The organism is Pseudoscardovia suis (assembly GCF_002797875.1).
GTDB lineage: Bacteria > Actinomycetota > Actinomycetes > Actinomycetales > Bifidobacteriaceae > Pseudoscardovia > Pseudoscardovia suis.
Genome location: NZ_PGFC01000002.1, coordinates 320,142 through 335,367 on the forward strand (window position 1 = coordinate 320,142; position 15,226 = coordinate 335,367).

General features: G+C 58.6%; 13 protein-coding genes and 1 tRNA gene. All 14 read left to right on the top strand.

The window, feature by feature from the left end; all coding sequences use genetic code 11:
• Window positions 1-103 precede the first annotated feature (103 nt).
• The 14 genes from CLV65_RS04050 to CLV65_RS09090 all read left to right on the top strand — a co-directional run bounded on the left by CLV65_RS04050 (window position 104) and on the right by CLV65_RS09090 (window position 15,068).
• Window positions 104-2,494 carry a DUF2207 domain-containing protein gene (locus CLV65_RS04050; RefSeq protein WP_157847213.1) on the top strand — a complete coding sequence of 797 codons (2,391 nt, stop codon included), beginning with the start codon at window positions 104-106 and terminating at the stop codon, window positions 2,492-2,494.
• Window positions 2,495-2,687: 193 nt separating this feature from the next.
• The gene (gene infA, locus CLV65_RS04055; protein ID WP_094690571.1) at window positions 2,688-2,906 is read left to right on the top strand and encodes a translation initiation factor IF-1; all 219 of its coding nucleotides are present in this window, start codon (window positions 2,688-2,690) and stop codon (window positions 2,904-2,906) included.
• Window positions 2,907-2,915: 9 nt separating this feature from the next.
• The gene (rpmJ, locus tag CLV65_RS04060; RefSeq protein ID WP_094660099.1) at window positions 2,916-3,029 is read left to right on the top strand and encodes a 50S ribosomal protein L36; all 114 of its coding nucleotides are present in this window, start codon (window positions 2,916-2,918) and stop codon (window positions 3,027-3,029) included.
• Between the two features lie 147 nt (window positions 3,030-3,176).
• Complete coding sequence (gene rpsM / locus CLV65_RS04065) at window positions 3,177-3,551, top strand: 30S ribosomal protein S13 (protein ID WP_094660100.1); 375 nt, start codon at window positions 3,177-3,179, stop codon at window positions 3,549-3,551.
• Between the two features lie 110 nt (window positions 3,552-3,661).
• Window positions 3,662-4,060, top strand: coding sequence for a 30S ribosomal protein S11 (gene rpsK, locus CLV65_RS04070; protein WP_094690570.1), 399 nt, complete (start codon window positions 3,662-3,664; stop codon window positions 4,058-4,060).
• Between the two features lie 79 nt (window positions 4,061-4,139).
• Window positions 4,140-5,138, top strand: coding sequence for a DNA-directed RNA polymerase subunit alpha (locus CLV65_RS04075; protein ID WP_094690569.1), 999 nt, complete (start codon window positions 4,140-4,142; stop codon window positions 5,136-5,138).
• Window positions 5,139-5,379: 241 nt separating this feature from the next.
• A complete protein-coding gene (rplQ, locus tag CLV65_RS04080) occupies window positions 5,380-5,994 on the top strand; it encodes a 50S ribosomal protein L17 (RefSeq protein ID WP_094690568.1) in 615 nt (204 codons plus the stop codon).
• Window positions 5,995-6,153: 159 nt separating this feature from the next.
• On the top strand, window positions 6,154-7,182 hold the full coding sequence (truA, locus tag CLV65_RS04085) for a tRNA pseudouridine(38-40) synthase TruA (protein ID WP_094690567.1): 1,029 nt from the start codon (window positions 6,154-6,156) through the stop codon (window positions 7,180-7,182).
• Between the two features lie 111 nt (window positions 7,183-7,293).
• Window positions 7,294-7,379, top strand: a tRNA-Ser gene (locus tag CLV65_RS04090).
• A gap of 1,416 nt (window positions 7,380-8,795) precedes the next feature.
• Window positions 8,796-10,091, top strand: coding sequence for an ROK family transcriptional regulator (locus CLV65_RS04095; protein ID WP_094690566.1), 1,296 nt, complete (start codon window positions 8,796-8,798; stop codon window positions 10,089-10,091).
• Window positions 10,092-10,240: 149 nt separating this feature from the next.
• Entirely contained in the window at window positions 10,241-11,143 is a 903-nt protein-coding gene (locus CLV65_RS04100) for a carbohydrate kinase family protein (RefSeq protein WP_094690565.1), read from the top strand.
• Window positions 11,144-11,376: 233 nt separating this feature from the next.
• Window positions 11,377-12,561, top strand: a complete 1,185-nt coding sequence (locus CLV65_RS04105) for an MFS transporter (protein WP_094690653.1) — start codon at window positions 11,377-11,379, stop codon at window positions 12,559-12,561.
• A gap of 339 nt (window positions 12,562-12,900) precedes the next feature.
• Window positions 12,901-14,058 (top strand): GmrSD restriction endonuclease domain-containing protein, encoded by a 1,158-nt coding sequence (locus CLV65_RS04110; RefSeq protein WP_094690564.1) that lies wholly within the window; start codon window positions 12,901-12,903, stop codon window positions 14,056-14,058.
• A gap of 11 nt (window positions 14,059-14,069) precedes the next feature.
• A complete protein-coding gene (locus tag CLV65_RS09090; protein ID WP_211278391.1) occupies window positions 14,070-15,068 on the top strand; it encodes a patatin-like phospholipase family protein in 999 nt (332 codons plus the stop codon).
• The last annotated feature ends 158 nt before the right edge of the window (window positions 15,069-15,226 follow it).

A 15,226-nucleotide genomic window follows, 5' to 3' on the forward strand; every position in this document is an offset into this window, starting at 1 on the left:
TGCCTGATGGACAGTCGGGTCCCGAGCCGTTTAACGCTGGCGATAATCAGCGGTCTGTGCAATGAGTTCCGCGAACGGGGAACCTCAAGGACCGTTCGCTTCCATGGACCAAGCGGCGGGATTCTCTCCCGCCGCATCTGCAGGCAATGGAGCCTTCTCCAGTCCGTGGCAGACGGAGAGCATGAATTCCACCGCATACAATGGTTTCACTGGAGCCCAAGGTGCATCTGGCAGTGATGCCGGTTTCATGCCTAACCTTGGCAATGGGAAGGCTCCGTGGTTCAACTCAAAGCGTTTTCTTGGCGCCATGGCGTGTGCTGTGGTTATTGCCGTCATCCTTGCATTCATTGTTGTCGCGGCTGCTGACCATTCGGATTCCGTTGCTGCCTTGCAGGCGACAAGCGATGACATCGATGCCCAAATCGAGTCGAATGGCGATGTGACGGTCAACGAACTGGTGACCATCCAAATGCGCGAGCGTGATTCTGGACCATATCACCAGTTGTATCGCACGATCAAGCTCGACAGCGCGTTCGCAACCGATGTGAGCGACGTGTCGGTGACGCGCATCCTTGCGGACTCTTCAACCACCTATACGCGGCAGAATTTTGTGTCCCCGAGCTTGACTTCAGCCTCCTGGGACTCCCGATACGCAGGGCATTGGTATCTCTACGACGAGACGAACAACACTGATTACATCCCGGTGAGCGACGCTGTGCCTGTCACCGCGCCTAATGGATTCCCACAGCGCAAACAACTCGAATTCGGCTGGAACATCCCCGAAACAGAATCGGGAACGATGACGTTCCGTCTCACCTACACGTTGCGCAACCTCGCGACCGAGTATTCCGATGTCTCCGAGACGTTCTGGGAACTCATCGCCGCAGACGAGTCGATGCCGATCAAGAAGCTCACTGCAACGGTGAGGCTGCCGCAAGGGGCAAATACGTCGAATACGTGGGCTTGGCTCCACACGGAGGCGAAATCGAGCAATCATCGCGATAGCGACGGCACGTTGCATTTCGAGATCGACAATTTGCAAACCAGCGACTACGTGGATGTGGTGGCACTGACCGACGATTCAATGATGTCGGGAGTGGCACGCACCAGCACCGATGCTCGCAAGGATTACCGCATCTCCACGGAGACAGCGAAAGAGAAGGAATGGCACAGCCAGCAGGTTGCACAGGCCAACCGCAACGTCGTGTTCGTGCTGTTCTTCGCGCTTACGGGTCTTGCCCTCGTCGTGTGGTCCATCGTGGGGGCTTTCAAGAGCTATCGCAACAGCCAGCCATGGCTCGCCACCGGGTATTGGCGCGATCCGCCCGCAATGAGTCCTGGCGCTGCAGCCTATATGAACAACGTCATCGACTCGACGAAGGATCCGCAGCAGTGCGCTCTCTCCGGCACGCTTCTCTCGCTTGCCTCCAAGCATTGCCTGCTGCTCGTGCCTGGTCCCGCGCGTTGGTACGAAGGCATAGATGTGGCGCATACCGATCCTGCGCAATACCATTCGTACATCGAGGGCGTGGCGTCGGCCAACGGGAAACCGGGCTGGCAGCGCAAGTCGGTGACAACCACCGTGTGCCTGCTGGTGAACCCCGTCCATGGAGACGACATCTCCGCATACAACCTGTGCGACTCCGAGGCACAGCTGCTCCGAGTGTTCGCACTCGTCGCAGACAAACTCGGCACACCGGTGTTCGACATGAACCAGATGTGCGAACTGTGGGGTAGCTGGAGCGATGGCGTCGAAGAAATGGAATCCTTCAGGGCGAAGTGCGCAACTGAATTCAGCGAGCTGAATGCCACAAATTCCCAAGGTGCTTGGCATACCGCGCCGATGATTGTATCGATATTCTATTTGCTCATGCTCCACATAGCATGGCAGATTAGTGAGTTGATCACGCTGTGGCCTCTTGTCTGCTGCGCGTTCCTGCTCGTTGTCGTGAGCGGCTGTTTCTCATTTGTCTACGGCAAGTCACGCGGCATCACGCCGAATGGTCAGCGCTGGGCAGAACAAGTGCAGGGATTCAAGCAGTATCTTCTTGACTTCTCGAATTTCAAAGACCGTGGCGTCAGCGACCTCGTGCTATGGGATCGTTACCTTGTCTATGCTGCCTCGTTTGGCATCAGCAAGGAAGTGCTGCAGCAGCTGTACCTCGCAGAGCCCAATCTGCAGGATCCGTCGTGGGTTGACTCCCATCTGAGCAGTTCGCTGATGTATTGGGATGCAGCGACGCGCGCGCGGAATACAAGCTTGATTGCTGACCCGAGCGTGACATCTGTGATGAGCACCGGTGGCCTTGATGGATTCACCGACAGTTTGAATACCTCATTGAACGATGTGCAGAGTTCGTTTACCACTGCATTAGGCGCTCTGCAGTCCCATCAATCAGGTGGCCATTATTCAGGTAGCGGCGGAAGCTTCAGCGGTGGCGGCTTTGGCGGCGGCGGTGGCGGCGGCGGTGGCGGCGGCTTCGGCGGCCGCTGAGCGACCCCTATCCGTTTGCTGAATGCAGATAGAGAAGGGTGGTGTGTCCAGTCCGCTGGTGTTTTGAGTCAGCGGACTTCGGCACGGGGTAGCGACGCGCCGAATTGTATTCGATGCGCTTGTGTGCTAACTTGCATTATTGGTGTGCCTTCACAAGAGGACGCATCTGTAAACACAGCGAGAACGGAGTCTAATGGCTAAAGACGGTGTGATTGAGGTCGAGGGACGAGTCGTGGAGGCTTTGCCGAACGCGATGTTCAAGGTCGAGCTCGAGAACAAGCACATTGTCCTCGCCACGATTTCGGGAAAGATGCGGAAGAATTTCATCCGTATTCTTCCTCAGGATCGTGTGGTGCTCGAAATGAGCCCGTACGACCTGAATCGCGGTCGTATTACATACCGCTACAAGTAAAGGAAAACCATGAAGGTTAGCCCCAGCGTGAAGAGAATCTGCGAGCACTGCCGCGTGATTCGTCGCCACGGTCGCGTCATGGTGATCTGCACGAACCCGCGCCACAAGCAGCGTCAGGGCTGAGCGGACACCGCTAGCGACACAATTCAATAGGCGCTGAGCCACAGGAGCGAGAGCCCCTGAACCCCAGGACAGAGACCTGGGCCGGAGCAAGCAGGACTTGTGAAGGACGGCTTGGCGTACGATCTCTGACAACAAGAAGGAATCGCAATGGCACGTCTTGCCGGAGTCGACATCCCCAATGAGAAGCGTATCGAAATCGCCCTCACCTATATCTACGGTGTGGGTCGTACGCGCGCCAAGGAAACGCTCGCAGCCACGGGTATCAACCCGGACACTCGAGTGAAGGACCTCTCTGATGACCAGCTGATCCAGCTCCGTGATTATCTCGAGGGCAACTACAAGATCGAAGGCGATCTGCGTCGCGAAGTCGAAGCAGACATCCGTCGTAAGATCCAGATCAATTGCTACCAGGGCATTCGCCATCGCCGCCACCTGCCGGTTCGCGGCCAGCGTACGAAGACCAACGCTCGTACCCGCAAGGGACCGAAGCGTACGGTTGCCGGAAAGAAGAAGGCTGCCTGATTAAGGCAGCGACATCCCGGCCACGAGATTCCGCAGCCACTATGGTCATGGAACTCATCGTCAGGATGCCAATCAGCTGAAATACACCAGCATAGAGGAAATGAGGCAAAGTGGCAGCTGTTAAGCAGGCAGCCCGTAAGCCCCGCCGCAAGGACCGCAAGTCGGTTCCCGCCGGGCAGGCGCACATCAAGTCCACGTTCAATAACACTATTATCTCCATCACGGATCCGTCCGGCGCAGTTGTGTCCTGGGCATCCGGTGGCGACGTCGGTTTCAAGGGCTCCCGTAAGTCCACGCCGTACGCTGCAGGCATGGCTGCTGAAGCCGCCGCGCGCAAGGCAATGGAACACGGCGTCAAGAAGGTTGACGTTTTCGTGAAGGGTCCCGGCTCTGGTCGCGAAACCGCAATCCGCTCTCTCCAGTCTGCAGGTCTGGAAGTCGGCTCCATCACCGACGTCACCCCGCAGGCCCACAATGGCGTTCGTCCTCCGAAGCGCCGCCGCGTCTGAAGCACTGAGACACAGAGAACAAACATCCAACCCGCCGGCCGGCAAGTGCACAACCGGTCTGAGCTGAAAGGATACCAACGTGCTTATTGCACAGCGTCCGTCACTGTCTGAGGAAGTGGTTTCTCCTCAGCGTTCCCGCTTCACGATTGAGCCCCTTGAGCCTGGGTTCGGATACACGCTCGGCAACTCCCTGCGCCGCACCCTCCTGAGCTCGATCCCGGGAGCGGCTGTGACGTCGGTGCGTATCTCTGGCGCTCTGCACGAGTTCACCACTCTGCCGGGTGTCACCGAGGACGTCACCGAGATTCTCCTCAACATCAAGGGAATCGTTCTCACCAGTGAATATGATGAGCCCGTCGTGATGTATCTGCGCAAGAGCGGGGAAGGGGAGGTCACCGCAGGCGACATCACCCCTCCCGCGGGTGTGACGATCGCCAACCCCGATCACCACATTGCCACTCTTGCAGAGGATGGCGAGCTTGAGATTGAGTTCACCGTTGAGCGTGGTCGCGGCTATGTGCCGGCTTCGTTGAACAAGAGCGATAATGATGAGATTGGCCGTATCCCGGTTGATTCCATCTATTCTCCTGTTCTCAAGGTCAGCTACAAGGTCGAGGCAACGCGTGTTGAACAGCGCACCGATTTCGACCGACTGATTGTCGATGTCGAGACGAAGCCGTCCATCACCCCGCGTGATGCCGTGGCTTCCGCCGGTTCTACGCTCGTTGAACTCTTCGGACTGTTCCGTGAGCTCAATGCCAAGGCTGAAGGCATCGAAGTGGGTCCCGCGCCCGTGCAGGAAGACTCGAACGAAGAGATGTCAGCTCCCATCGAGGATCTCGACTTGACTCAGCGTTCCTACAACTGCCTCAAGCGTGAGGGAATCCACACCATCGGTGACCTCATCAACCACACCGAGCAGGATCTGCTCGATATCCGCAATTTCGGTATGAAGTCCATCGACGAAGTCAAGGAGAAGCTCGAGGCCCGTGGTCTCAGCCTCAAGGCATCCCCGATGGGTATCAATCCGATGAGCCTGGAAGGCGGCACGTTCTTCACTCCTGACGACGAGGAGTAACTGACACAAGCCCTGCCGCGCATGCTGCAGCGATTGCAGCGGCGGCTGGGCGCCTGTCGGTCCTCGTGTGCCTTCGGTAAGGTCGCTTACGCACTTATCGCTGCGATTGCGGCCGATGCGCATGGGCAGTGCTCATGCGGACGCAGGCGCACCAGTGAATGAACGATTAGTCTTCCACTGAACCGTTGCATGGATGCTCGGGCAAATGCCCACCTGTGCTACGGAAAACAAGGAGAAACAAATGCCTACACCTAAGAAGGGCCCGCGTCTTGCTTCGAGCCCGGCGCATGAGCGCCTCATGCTCGCCAACATGGCGACCAGCCTGTTCGAGCACGGCAGCATCCGCACCACGCTGCCCAAGGCAAAGCGCCTTCGCCCGCTTGCCGAGCGTCTTATCACGTTCGCAAAGCGCGGTGATCTGCACTCTCGCCGTCGCGTGATGCGCGTTATCCGCGACAAGTCCGTCGTGCACAAGCTGTTCACCGAGATCGCTGAGACGATGGAGCAGCGCGAAGGCGGTTACACTCGCATCGTGCGTCTTGCTCCGCGCCGTGGCGATGCTGCCCCGATGGCGATCATCTCGCTCGTCACCGAGCCGCTGAGCGCCAAGCAGGCCACCGTGAAGGAAGCCGAGGCTGTTGCCGACGCTGCCGATGCGGCTCGCGCTGATGGTGCTGCTGAGGATGCAGTGAATGCAGCCGTTGAGGCCAACGAGAACAACGACAAGGACGTGGCTGCTGCCGACGCCGCCGCTGTTGATCTCGAGAAGACCGCAAAGGAAGCCGACGAAGTGGCTGAAGAGGCTGCAAACGAAGCTGATGTGGCTGAAGAAGCTGCTGAAGCTGACAAGAAGTGAGCTTCTTGATGAATCGGTGATGAACCGATGATCAATGCCCTGTGCCTTATGGCGCAGGGCATTTTTGTATCGTGTGTGGTGTGCGGTGTGAGTGTACGTAGCGTGGGTGTGGCGTGTGGTGCGTGACAGGTCGTTCTCGAATGGCTCACGCTTTGTGGCATGATGGACGCCATGAGACTTCGCATCGACTTGGCTTATGACGGCACTGATTTCCATGGGTGGGCGAAGCAGCCGCACCTGCGCACAGTTCAGGGTGACGTTGAAGCGGCAATCGCTAAGGTTTTGCACATCCGCAAGCCGCAACTTAAGTCGACGCAATCGTTGGGGAATTCCAATCGCGACACTGCCGCTGGTTCGGATTCGGTGATTCACACCAGCGTGCAGGCCGATACTCAGGCAGATGAACAGCCGAGCGCGCCGTCATGGCCGCAGCTGGTGGTAGCCGGACGTACCGATACCGGCGTTCACGCATTGCATCAGGTCTGTCACCTTGATATCGACGCTGATGTGCTGGTGCGGGGAGTGGGGCACATGGATTGTGCGCCGACCGAGGCATTGCTTCGGCGTCTTTCTCACGTGTTGCCGGCGGATATCGCGATTCATGATGTGACACAGGCTCCGGATGGTTTTGATGCCCGTTTCTCCGCATTGGAACGCGTCTACGTGTATCGGATTTGCGACAATATGCGGTATGTTGACCCGCGCCTTCGCAATTTCGTTGTTGCTATAGACGACCGTCTCGATCTGGATGCGATGAACGCAGCTGCTGCCCATGCCGTGGGATTGCACGATTTCGGCAGTTTCGCGACCCCTAATCCGGGTGGTACCACCATTCGTGAGGTGAAGTCTGCCGTATGGTCGCGAGTGCCTTCGCAGGCGTGCGTTGCCCCTGATGGCGATCACGCTCATGACGTGCCTGCGGCGGAATCCGGGCTGGTTGCTTTTACGATTGTCGCGGATGCTTTTGCACACAATATGGTTCGATCGTTGGTGCAGGGATGTTTGCAGGTTGGACGCGGGCGCAAGAGCGTGGAATGGTTCGCCGACAAAATTGCGCATCCGATGCGTGAGGGGAGCACTGGTCCCGCTCCTGCGAAAGGTCTTACGTTGGAACGTGTGATTTATCCTGATGATTCATGCCTGGCTGAACGTGCCCAGGCGATTCGTGCCAAGCGCACGTTGGTGTAACAGTGGAAGTCGTGGAAGCTGTGGAACTGAGATGAAACGCACGGAGATATGGTGCGCTTGCGTGTCGTGATGAACTTGTGGCATAATACTCAAGTTGCATTCAGCAGCGAAGGATGATTGTCCGAGCGGTCGAAGGAGCACGACTCGAAATCGTGTGAGGCTATAAACCTCCGAGAGTTCGAATCTCTCATCATCCGCAAGAAGCCAGGAACTGCAGAATCCCAGTGGGGTTCACGGTTTCTGGCTCTTTTGTTTTCTGCCACTCCATTTTTGATACTGTGCCTTGATACTGTGTCCAGTGGTTCCTAAGGATTCTTCTTTATCCCGGTTCCCATGACATGTCATTCCGTTCTTGCGGTTGCGTAGAGAATCGTTGTTGCTGCTGAATGATGCAGTTTTGAGGGAATACGCACGCATCTTGTCGTGAATCGGTTCAATCGCAGAGGCGTGTTGCTTAGCTTGTGAGTTTGGGAACGCGCCGTTCTGGCCATTTGATCTGCGATTCCTGCATCGGGTCGCCGATGGTGGAGGTTTGGTGCCTGTGCATCCTCCTGTTATCCTCCACCATCGGCGAGCGGGTGGATGTGTCGCCGATGGTGGAGGATAAACGGGGTTGGAGTGGTCTGTTATCCTCCGTCTTCGGCGGTTCCTCTGTTGGTCGCCGATAGTGGAGGTTAGGCGGGTGTGGATCGGTCTGTTATCTTCCGTCTTCGGCGAGTGGTTAACGTGTCGCCGAATAGGGAGGTTAGGGTCCTTTTGAGGAGGTGTTTAACTTCCGTCTTCGGCGAGGTCCGTGAGGTGTCGCCGATGGTGGAGGTTATGTGGGATTAAAACGGCCTGTTAACTTCCGTTTTCGGCGAGCGGATTGATGAGGTGCCGAATACGGAGGTTTGGGACCTGCATTGGGGGATCTGTAACTTCCGTTTTCGGCGAGGTTCATGTGGGGTCGCCGAAGATGGAGGTTAGATGGGATTAAAACGGCCTGTTAACTTCCGTATTCGGCGAGTGGGTGAATGTGTCGCCGATGACGGGGGTTAAGGTCCCTGTTTCAGGGTCTGTATCCTCCGTCTTCGGCGAGGCTTGGATGGATGGGGTGGTGGCTCGGGTGGATGGACTGGTGACTTCTGATAGGTGGGGAGAATTCGTGCAGGTGAGGTGAATCCATGCACAGTGAGCCCATCCGGTGTGCATTATCTTCACGACACGCGCGCAATAGCTTTCTTGCGTTCATCAATTAACAAGGTTAATATTGGCATTACTCAGGGATACAGATCTGGCGGAGTGCCGATGAAGCGCTCAGCAAGGCGGTGTGCAACGAGGCATGGTGCGAGCCGTGCGTTGGAACACAATCCAGAGCAACCATGAACTTTGGTTCTGTGGTGGATTCGCAGCGGTGAGTTCACCACGGATCAGAGGACAGACCAAGGCAAAGCAGCGAACGAATCAGGGCAGAAAGAGTTCGCGCGGCGCCATCGGTTGTGCACATGGGAAGTCGACATGGCGTCCTCATCCCGGCGACACAGCACCCGCGAATTTGCGGCAACGCAAGGCAGCGGAAACACATAACAGACACCTCACAAACACGGATTGCACAACAGGCACAAGGAAGCGTCATGGCAGGCATTAAGGCATCTCAGTCACGGGTTTCGGAGCTCAACCGGTCCCATATGCTGCGTGTGCTTTATCGCGGCGGTATCAAATCGCGCGCGCAGATTGCGCAAGAGCTTGATCTCACGCCCGCGGCGGTGTCCAAAATCAGCGCGCGTCTTATCGATGCGCATGCGATCGAGGAGACCAGTGACATTCGCGGCAAGGGAAATCGCCGTTCCATTGGATTGCGCATTCCCGCTGAACGATTCCATGTGATTGGTGTGAAATTCGCCCGCACCATTGTGCAGATCGGTGTGTTCGATCTCAACGGCACCGCGCTCGCCATCGACGAGTTGCCGCCAGTGACCGATGATTGCATCGCTGACGTGGTGTCGGATGTGCGCTCGCGTCTTGCCCACATCATCGACGCCGATCCAGACGTCGTGGCAGTGGGTATGGCGGTCCCAGGGCCGTATCTGCGCACGGTGGGTCGCACGGCTCTGGTGTCGTCCATGCATGGATGGCGCAGGGTGAACTTCCTCCACGAATTCGGCACCGCGTTCCGCGTGCCAGTGTATGTGGAGCAGGATGCTCGCGCCGGCGTGCTCGCCCAAAGCCTATTTGGCAAGCAAAGCGATGGCGCACGTGTCCCGCAGCCCGATTCCGCAGCGCCCACCGCAGCGCCCACCGCTCAGTCCACCGCTGAAACCACCGAGGGGGCCAAGCCATCCACACTTGCCTACTACCTCTTGGGCGAAGGCATAGGCCTGGGCGTTATCGACCATGGCATGCTCATCAACGGCGAACTCGGCGCGGCAACCGAAATCGGGCACGTGAGCATCGATGTCAATGGTCGCACATGCGATTGCGGCAACGTGGGATGCCTTGAGCGGTACTGCTCCGCAACGGCCATTCGCCACGACTTGCTGGAGGATCCCGACGCGCCGCATATCGCAGGCGTGGAGGATATGACTCCGGCGCAGGCCGCAAACGCACTGTTCAAGGCCGCCGCCGATGGCGACCAGGCAGCAGTGCACATGGTCGCTCGCGTCGGTCGTTATGTGGGTTACGGCTGCGTGACCATCATCAACGCGTTCAACCCGGGACGCATCGTGCTGGGCGACATCGTGGCCGGCGGAGGCGAAACCCTGCTGGCGGCGGTGCAAAGCGTGGTGGACGAGAGGGTCATACCGCAGATCGCCGACGCAACCAGCATCGAGCTGTCGAGCCTGCCTACCGATTCCGCCATCAGCGGTGCCGCGGCAGTGGCTGTCAACCAGTTCCTCGACAACCCGTCATTGTTCCTCGACCTGAAGTGATGGCGATTGGAGGCACGCGCCCCGCAGGCGCAAGCCAACCTCCAGAAGCCATCACCCGCACACAAAACCAACCATCAAAACTTAACCATCCAGCAACACACAACAAACCGCGGCGGGGCAGCCCGCTGCAACAATAGAAAGGCACAATCATGGCAAAGCCTATGGTTCTCTCCCTCGGTGAACTCCTGTGGGACATGCTCCCCAGCGGAAAGCGCGCAGGCGGCGCACCGGTGAACTTCATCTACCATTCTGTGCATAACGGTGCTGACGGCTACGCCATCTCCGCCGTGGGCGAGGACGAACTCGGCGATGAGCTCGTTGCAGCCACGAAGAAGGCAGGCATCAATGCCATCATTCAGCGCAACGCATGGCCGACCGGCACCGTTGACGTGCAGCTGAAGAACGGCATTCCGGAATACACGATCGTGCGCGGCGTGGCATGGGACCACATCCTTTACACTCGCCAGCTCATCAATGAGGTCGAGAAGGCCGACGCCGTGTGCTTCGGCACGCTGGGCCTGCGCTCTCCCGAGTCCCATGACACGATCATCGAGCTGCTCAAGCACACGAAGCCGGGCGCGATGAAGTTCTTCGACATCAACATTCGTGGAGACCATTACTCCAAGGAACTCATCGACGAGTTGCTGCGCACCGCCACTGTGTTCAAGCTCAATGACGCCGAACTGCTGCTGCTGCGCGACATGTTCAACATCCGTGGCACTTCTGACGACGAGGCATGCCGCTGGTTCCTCAACGAATACGGCCTTGACTATGTGATCCTCACCGCTGGCTCCACGTTCAGCACGATCGTGTCCAAGACCGGTGAATCCTCCACTGTCGACACCCCGCACGTCGAGGTCGAGGACACCGTGGGCGCCGGTGATTCCTTCTCCGGCACGTTCACCGCGAAGATTCTCAACGGAGCGTCGCTCACCGAAGCGCATCGCGCTGCCGTGAACGTGGCTGCGTTCGTGTGCACGCAGAGCGGCGGCTGGCCGACCTATCCGGACGTTGTGCCGGATTACCTGGCCGAGGCAGAGAGCAACAAGTAAGTCCTGCTGCTTGTTGCGTCATTGGACGCACAGCGCTATTGCAACGTGCGTCGCACATGTCTGGTTGGTGCCTGGTCTTGCGGGGCTGGGCGTCAACCAGACTCTGACATTGGAAAACAGCCTTTGATCGAAAATCATCAGGGCACATATCGGAAGATATCGAGGGAAAAGAAATGAGCAACCGCGCATCTTCTCCAAAGACTCCCACCTCAGTGGAGCCGTCCCAGGGTTCGATGAGCCGCATGGCCATTGTGCCCGTTATGTTCGCGTTCTTCGTCATGGGCTTCGTCGACCTCGTGGGCACCGCCACGAACTACGTCAAGCCTGAATTCAACCTTGAGAACTCCCAGGCGAATCTGTTCACCACAATGGTGTTCTTCTGGTTCCTCATCTTCTCCGTGCCCGCTGGCGTGATGATGAACAAGATCGGCCGCCGCCGCATGGTGCTGCTGTCAATCCTGGTCACCATCGGCGCCATGCTGCTGCCGGTGATCGCCTACACGGTGCTCGCGGGAACCCCGCGGCTTGTGCTCATCATCATCTCGTTCGCATTGCTGGGCATCGGCAATACGTTCATGCAGGTGTCCCTCAACCCGCTGCTCACCGTGTTCGTCAAAGGCGATCAGCTCGCCTCCACGCTCACCATGGGCCAGTTCGTCAAGGCGTTTGCGTCGCTGTTCGCCCCGTACATCGCCGGCTGGGCGTTCAACCATTACGGCAAGTGGTGGCTGCTGTATGTCATCTACTTGGTCGTGGGCATCGTCGGATACGTTCTGCTCGCGCTTGACCGTATCGATGAGCCGGCGGCGGATGCCGGCACCACCACGATCGCGCGTTGCTTCAAGCTGCTGGGCGACCCTGTTGTGCTGCTGTGCTTCCTCGGCATTGTCGCCCATGTGGGCGTTGACGTGGGTGTGAATGCCCAGGCGCCGCGTATTCTCATGGAGCATACCGACACCGTGCTGAGCGTGGCGACCAACGCGACGATGGTGTATTTCATCGCCCGTATGATCGGCTGCTTCGTCGGCGGTATCGCTCTGCGGCATATCAATACGAAGGTTGGTCTGCGCATCTGCGGTGTGCTGATGACGCTGTCCGCTGTGAGCCTTGCGATTTTCGCATCGGTGCCTTCGAACCCGCCGGTGTGGCTGTTCTGGATGGCGGTCGCCCTTGTCGGTTTCGGCAATTCGAACGTATTCTCGCTGTGCCTCGGCCATGCGCTCACCGTTGAACCCACGCGTCAGAACGAGGTGTCCGGCCTCATGATGATGGGTCTGATCGGCGGCGCAGTCTTCCCGCCCATCATGGGCGCGGCGGCTGATGGCATGGGCCAGATTGGCGCCGTGCTCGTCATGGCTGTCGGATGTGTCTATGTGCTTGTGATTGGTTTCGTTTACAAAGTGTTTGAGCGCAAGTAGTCTTTGCGTGTGACGGATGCACCACAGGTGCGGATTCCGTTGCCGGCACACGTCGCGTTCTGACACAGACTCCCTCGGCGGATGTCTTGCAATGCAACAGGCAAGGCATCCGCCTTTCGCGTTCTTTATGTGTGTGCGTTCCTCCGGTATTCGCCGGGTTTTGCCACAGCTTCATGATTGCACTCGCCTATTATCATGGAAAGTTGGCCAGCGCTAGGTACATGCGTGAAAAGACCGAATAGGCGCGAAAACGAGATAAGAAAGAAGCAAGAGGGGAACAGCATGGCACGAAAGTCATCACGGTCATCGTCGCGGGGGACGTCGGATCCCACGCCATTCATGTCGCCGAACGGTGGGCGTCGTGGGGGATCCAACAGGGGCTCCCATGGCAAGCACGGCAAGGGCAAGCTCACCGGTAAACAGATTGTGTTGATTGTCGCCGCTGCATTTGTTGTGCTGTGCCTGATCGCGCAGTGCTCCGGTGGTTCGCAATCGCCTAGCTCACAGCCTGCCACGACGCAATCTGCCAGCGAGGCACCCACCGCCAGTGGTTCATCGAGCGCAGCGTCAGCAGCGCCTTCCGAAAGTGCATCGGACACGCAGGCCGCCCCCAGCCAGACGGACACCGCCCAGGCTGGTTCTACTGATGGCGGCAATCTGGCGCAGACGGTGCTTGATGAGCTCGCGGTGCAGGCCCCCGCGTCGAAAGCCGGGTATTCCCGTGACCAGTTCGGCGCGGCGTGGAGCGACGTCGACCATAACGGCTGCGATACCCGCAACGACATTCTCAAGCGCGACATGACGAACGTGACGTTCAAAGATAACACGCATGATTGCGTGGTGCTCACCGGCACGCTCAACGATCCCTACACCGGCAAGACAATAGCGTTTGAACGTGGCCAGGACACGTCGAAAGCCGTGCAGATCGACCACGTGGTGGCTTTATCGAACGCATGGCAGACCGGTGCGCAGAATCTGAGCGCCGACCAGCGTCTGCAGTTGGCCAACGATCCTTACAACCTGCTGGCGGTGGATGGGCCGGCGAACCAAGAGAAGTCCGATTCTGACGCGGCGTCGTGGCTTCCGTCGAACACCGCGTTCGATTGCGAATACGTGGCACGGCAGATTGGCGTGAAGCACAAGTATGCGCTGTGGGTGACGGCCGGCGAGAAATCCGCGATGCAGACGGTGCTTGCGACCTGCCCCTCGCAGAGCGTGCCCACGGACGGCGGTGTGTCGGACGGAGCGAAGGCGGCGACGCAACAGCTGGCGGCGCAGGATTCCGCCGCGCAGGATTCCGCTGCGCAAAGTCAGACAACGCAGGATTCGCAGGCGCAAGTCGCCGGATCTGGCAGTTCCGATGGTTCGGATGTGTATTATGCGCGATGCGCTGATGCGCGAGCCGCTGGCAAAGCGCCGTTGTACGCGGGGCAGCCCGGTTACCGCGAGGGCCTTGATGGGGACAACGACGGCGTGGCATGCGAAACGAGAAAATGAAAGGCAGTGGCATGATGCGCGATGGGGAGCAGGTTGCGCTGGGACACGATACGACGGGGCATGATACGGCGGGGCACGATGCGACCGCGCACGACAGCGCGGACCGCATCGGCCTTGTGCTCGAAGGCGGTGCGATGCGCGGCATGTTCACCGCCGGAGTGATGGACGTGCTGATGCGAGCGCGCGTGGAGTTCGATTCCATGATTGGCGTGTCGGCGGGGGCTGCGCTGGGGTGCAATTACAAGTCCCGTCAGATCGGCCGTGCGTTGCGATACAACAAGCAGTTCTGCGGCGACCCTCGGTATGTGGGCGTGCGGTCGTGGCTGCGCACCGGAGACCTGTACAACGAACGGTTCGCCTACGGCGTGGTGCCGTTTCTCATTGATCCGTTCGACGAGAAGGCGTTCGCTGCCAACCCCATGGGGTTCTGGTGCGTGGCAACGGATGCGGACACCGGCAAACCTGCGTATCATTCGATGCCCGTTCACATGGACATGCCTTTTCTCAGAGCGTCCGCGTCGATTCCCGTGGCGTCGAAGCCCGTGCAGATCGACGGACGGCGCTACGTGGATGGAGGCGTGAGCGACGCAGTGCCGCTCGGGTTCTTCGAGAGCCAAGGTTTTGGACGCAACGTGGTCGTGCTCACCCAGCCGGATTCGTATCGCAAGACGGCTTTGTCACATATGCATGCGATCCGTTTCGCGATGCGGCGCATGCCGCGCCTGCTGGAAGCCGTGGAACGACGCCCCGAGGTCTACAATGCCGAGATCGACTATGTGCGCAGCCGCGAGAAGGCGGGGGCGGCGCTGGTGATCCGGCCGGACGAGTCATTGAACATCGGGGCGATGTGCCGCGATCCGCAGGAATTGCAACGCGTGTATGACGAAGGCGTGAAAGCCGCCGAGCGGGCGTTGCCCCGGGTGATGGAATTCGTGGGGGAGCGGCATGTGGGGCAGTGCCCGGTGCCGTACACGACCGAGGTGATTGCACCACAGCGCACGACCATCTGAGATGGAGTGACACGCCGTTGTGTGAAAGGGCGGTTTGCGTTATAATTGCACCGTTTTGTGGCATTTGTCATATAGCGGGCACATGCCAAGGGATGTCCGCGTAACATATGGCGGTTGCATGGGCATCTGAGAAGCATTGAAAACCAGCGAAAGCAAGG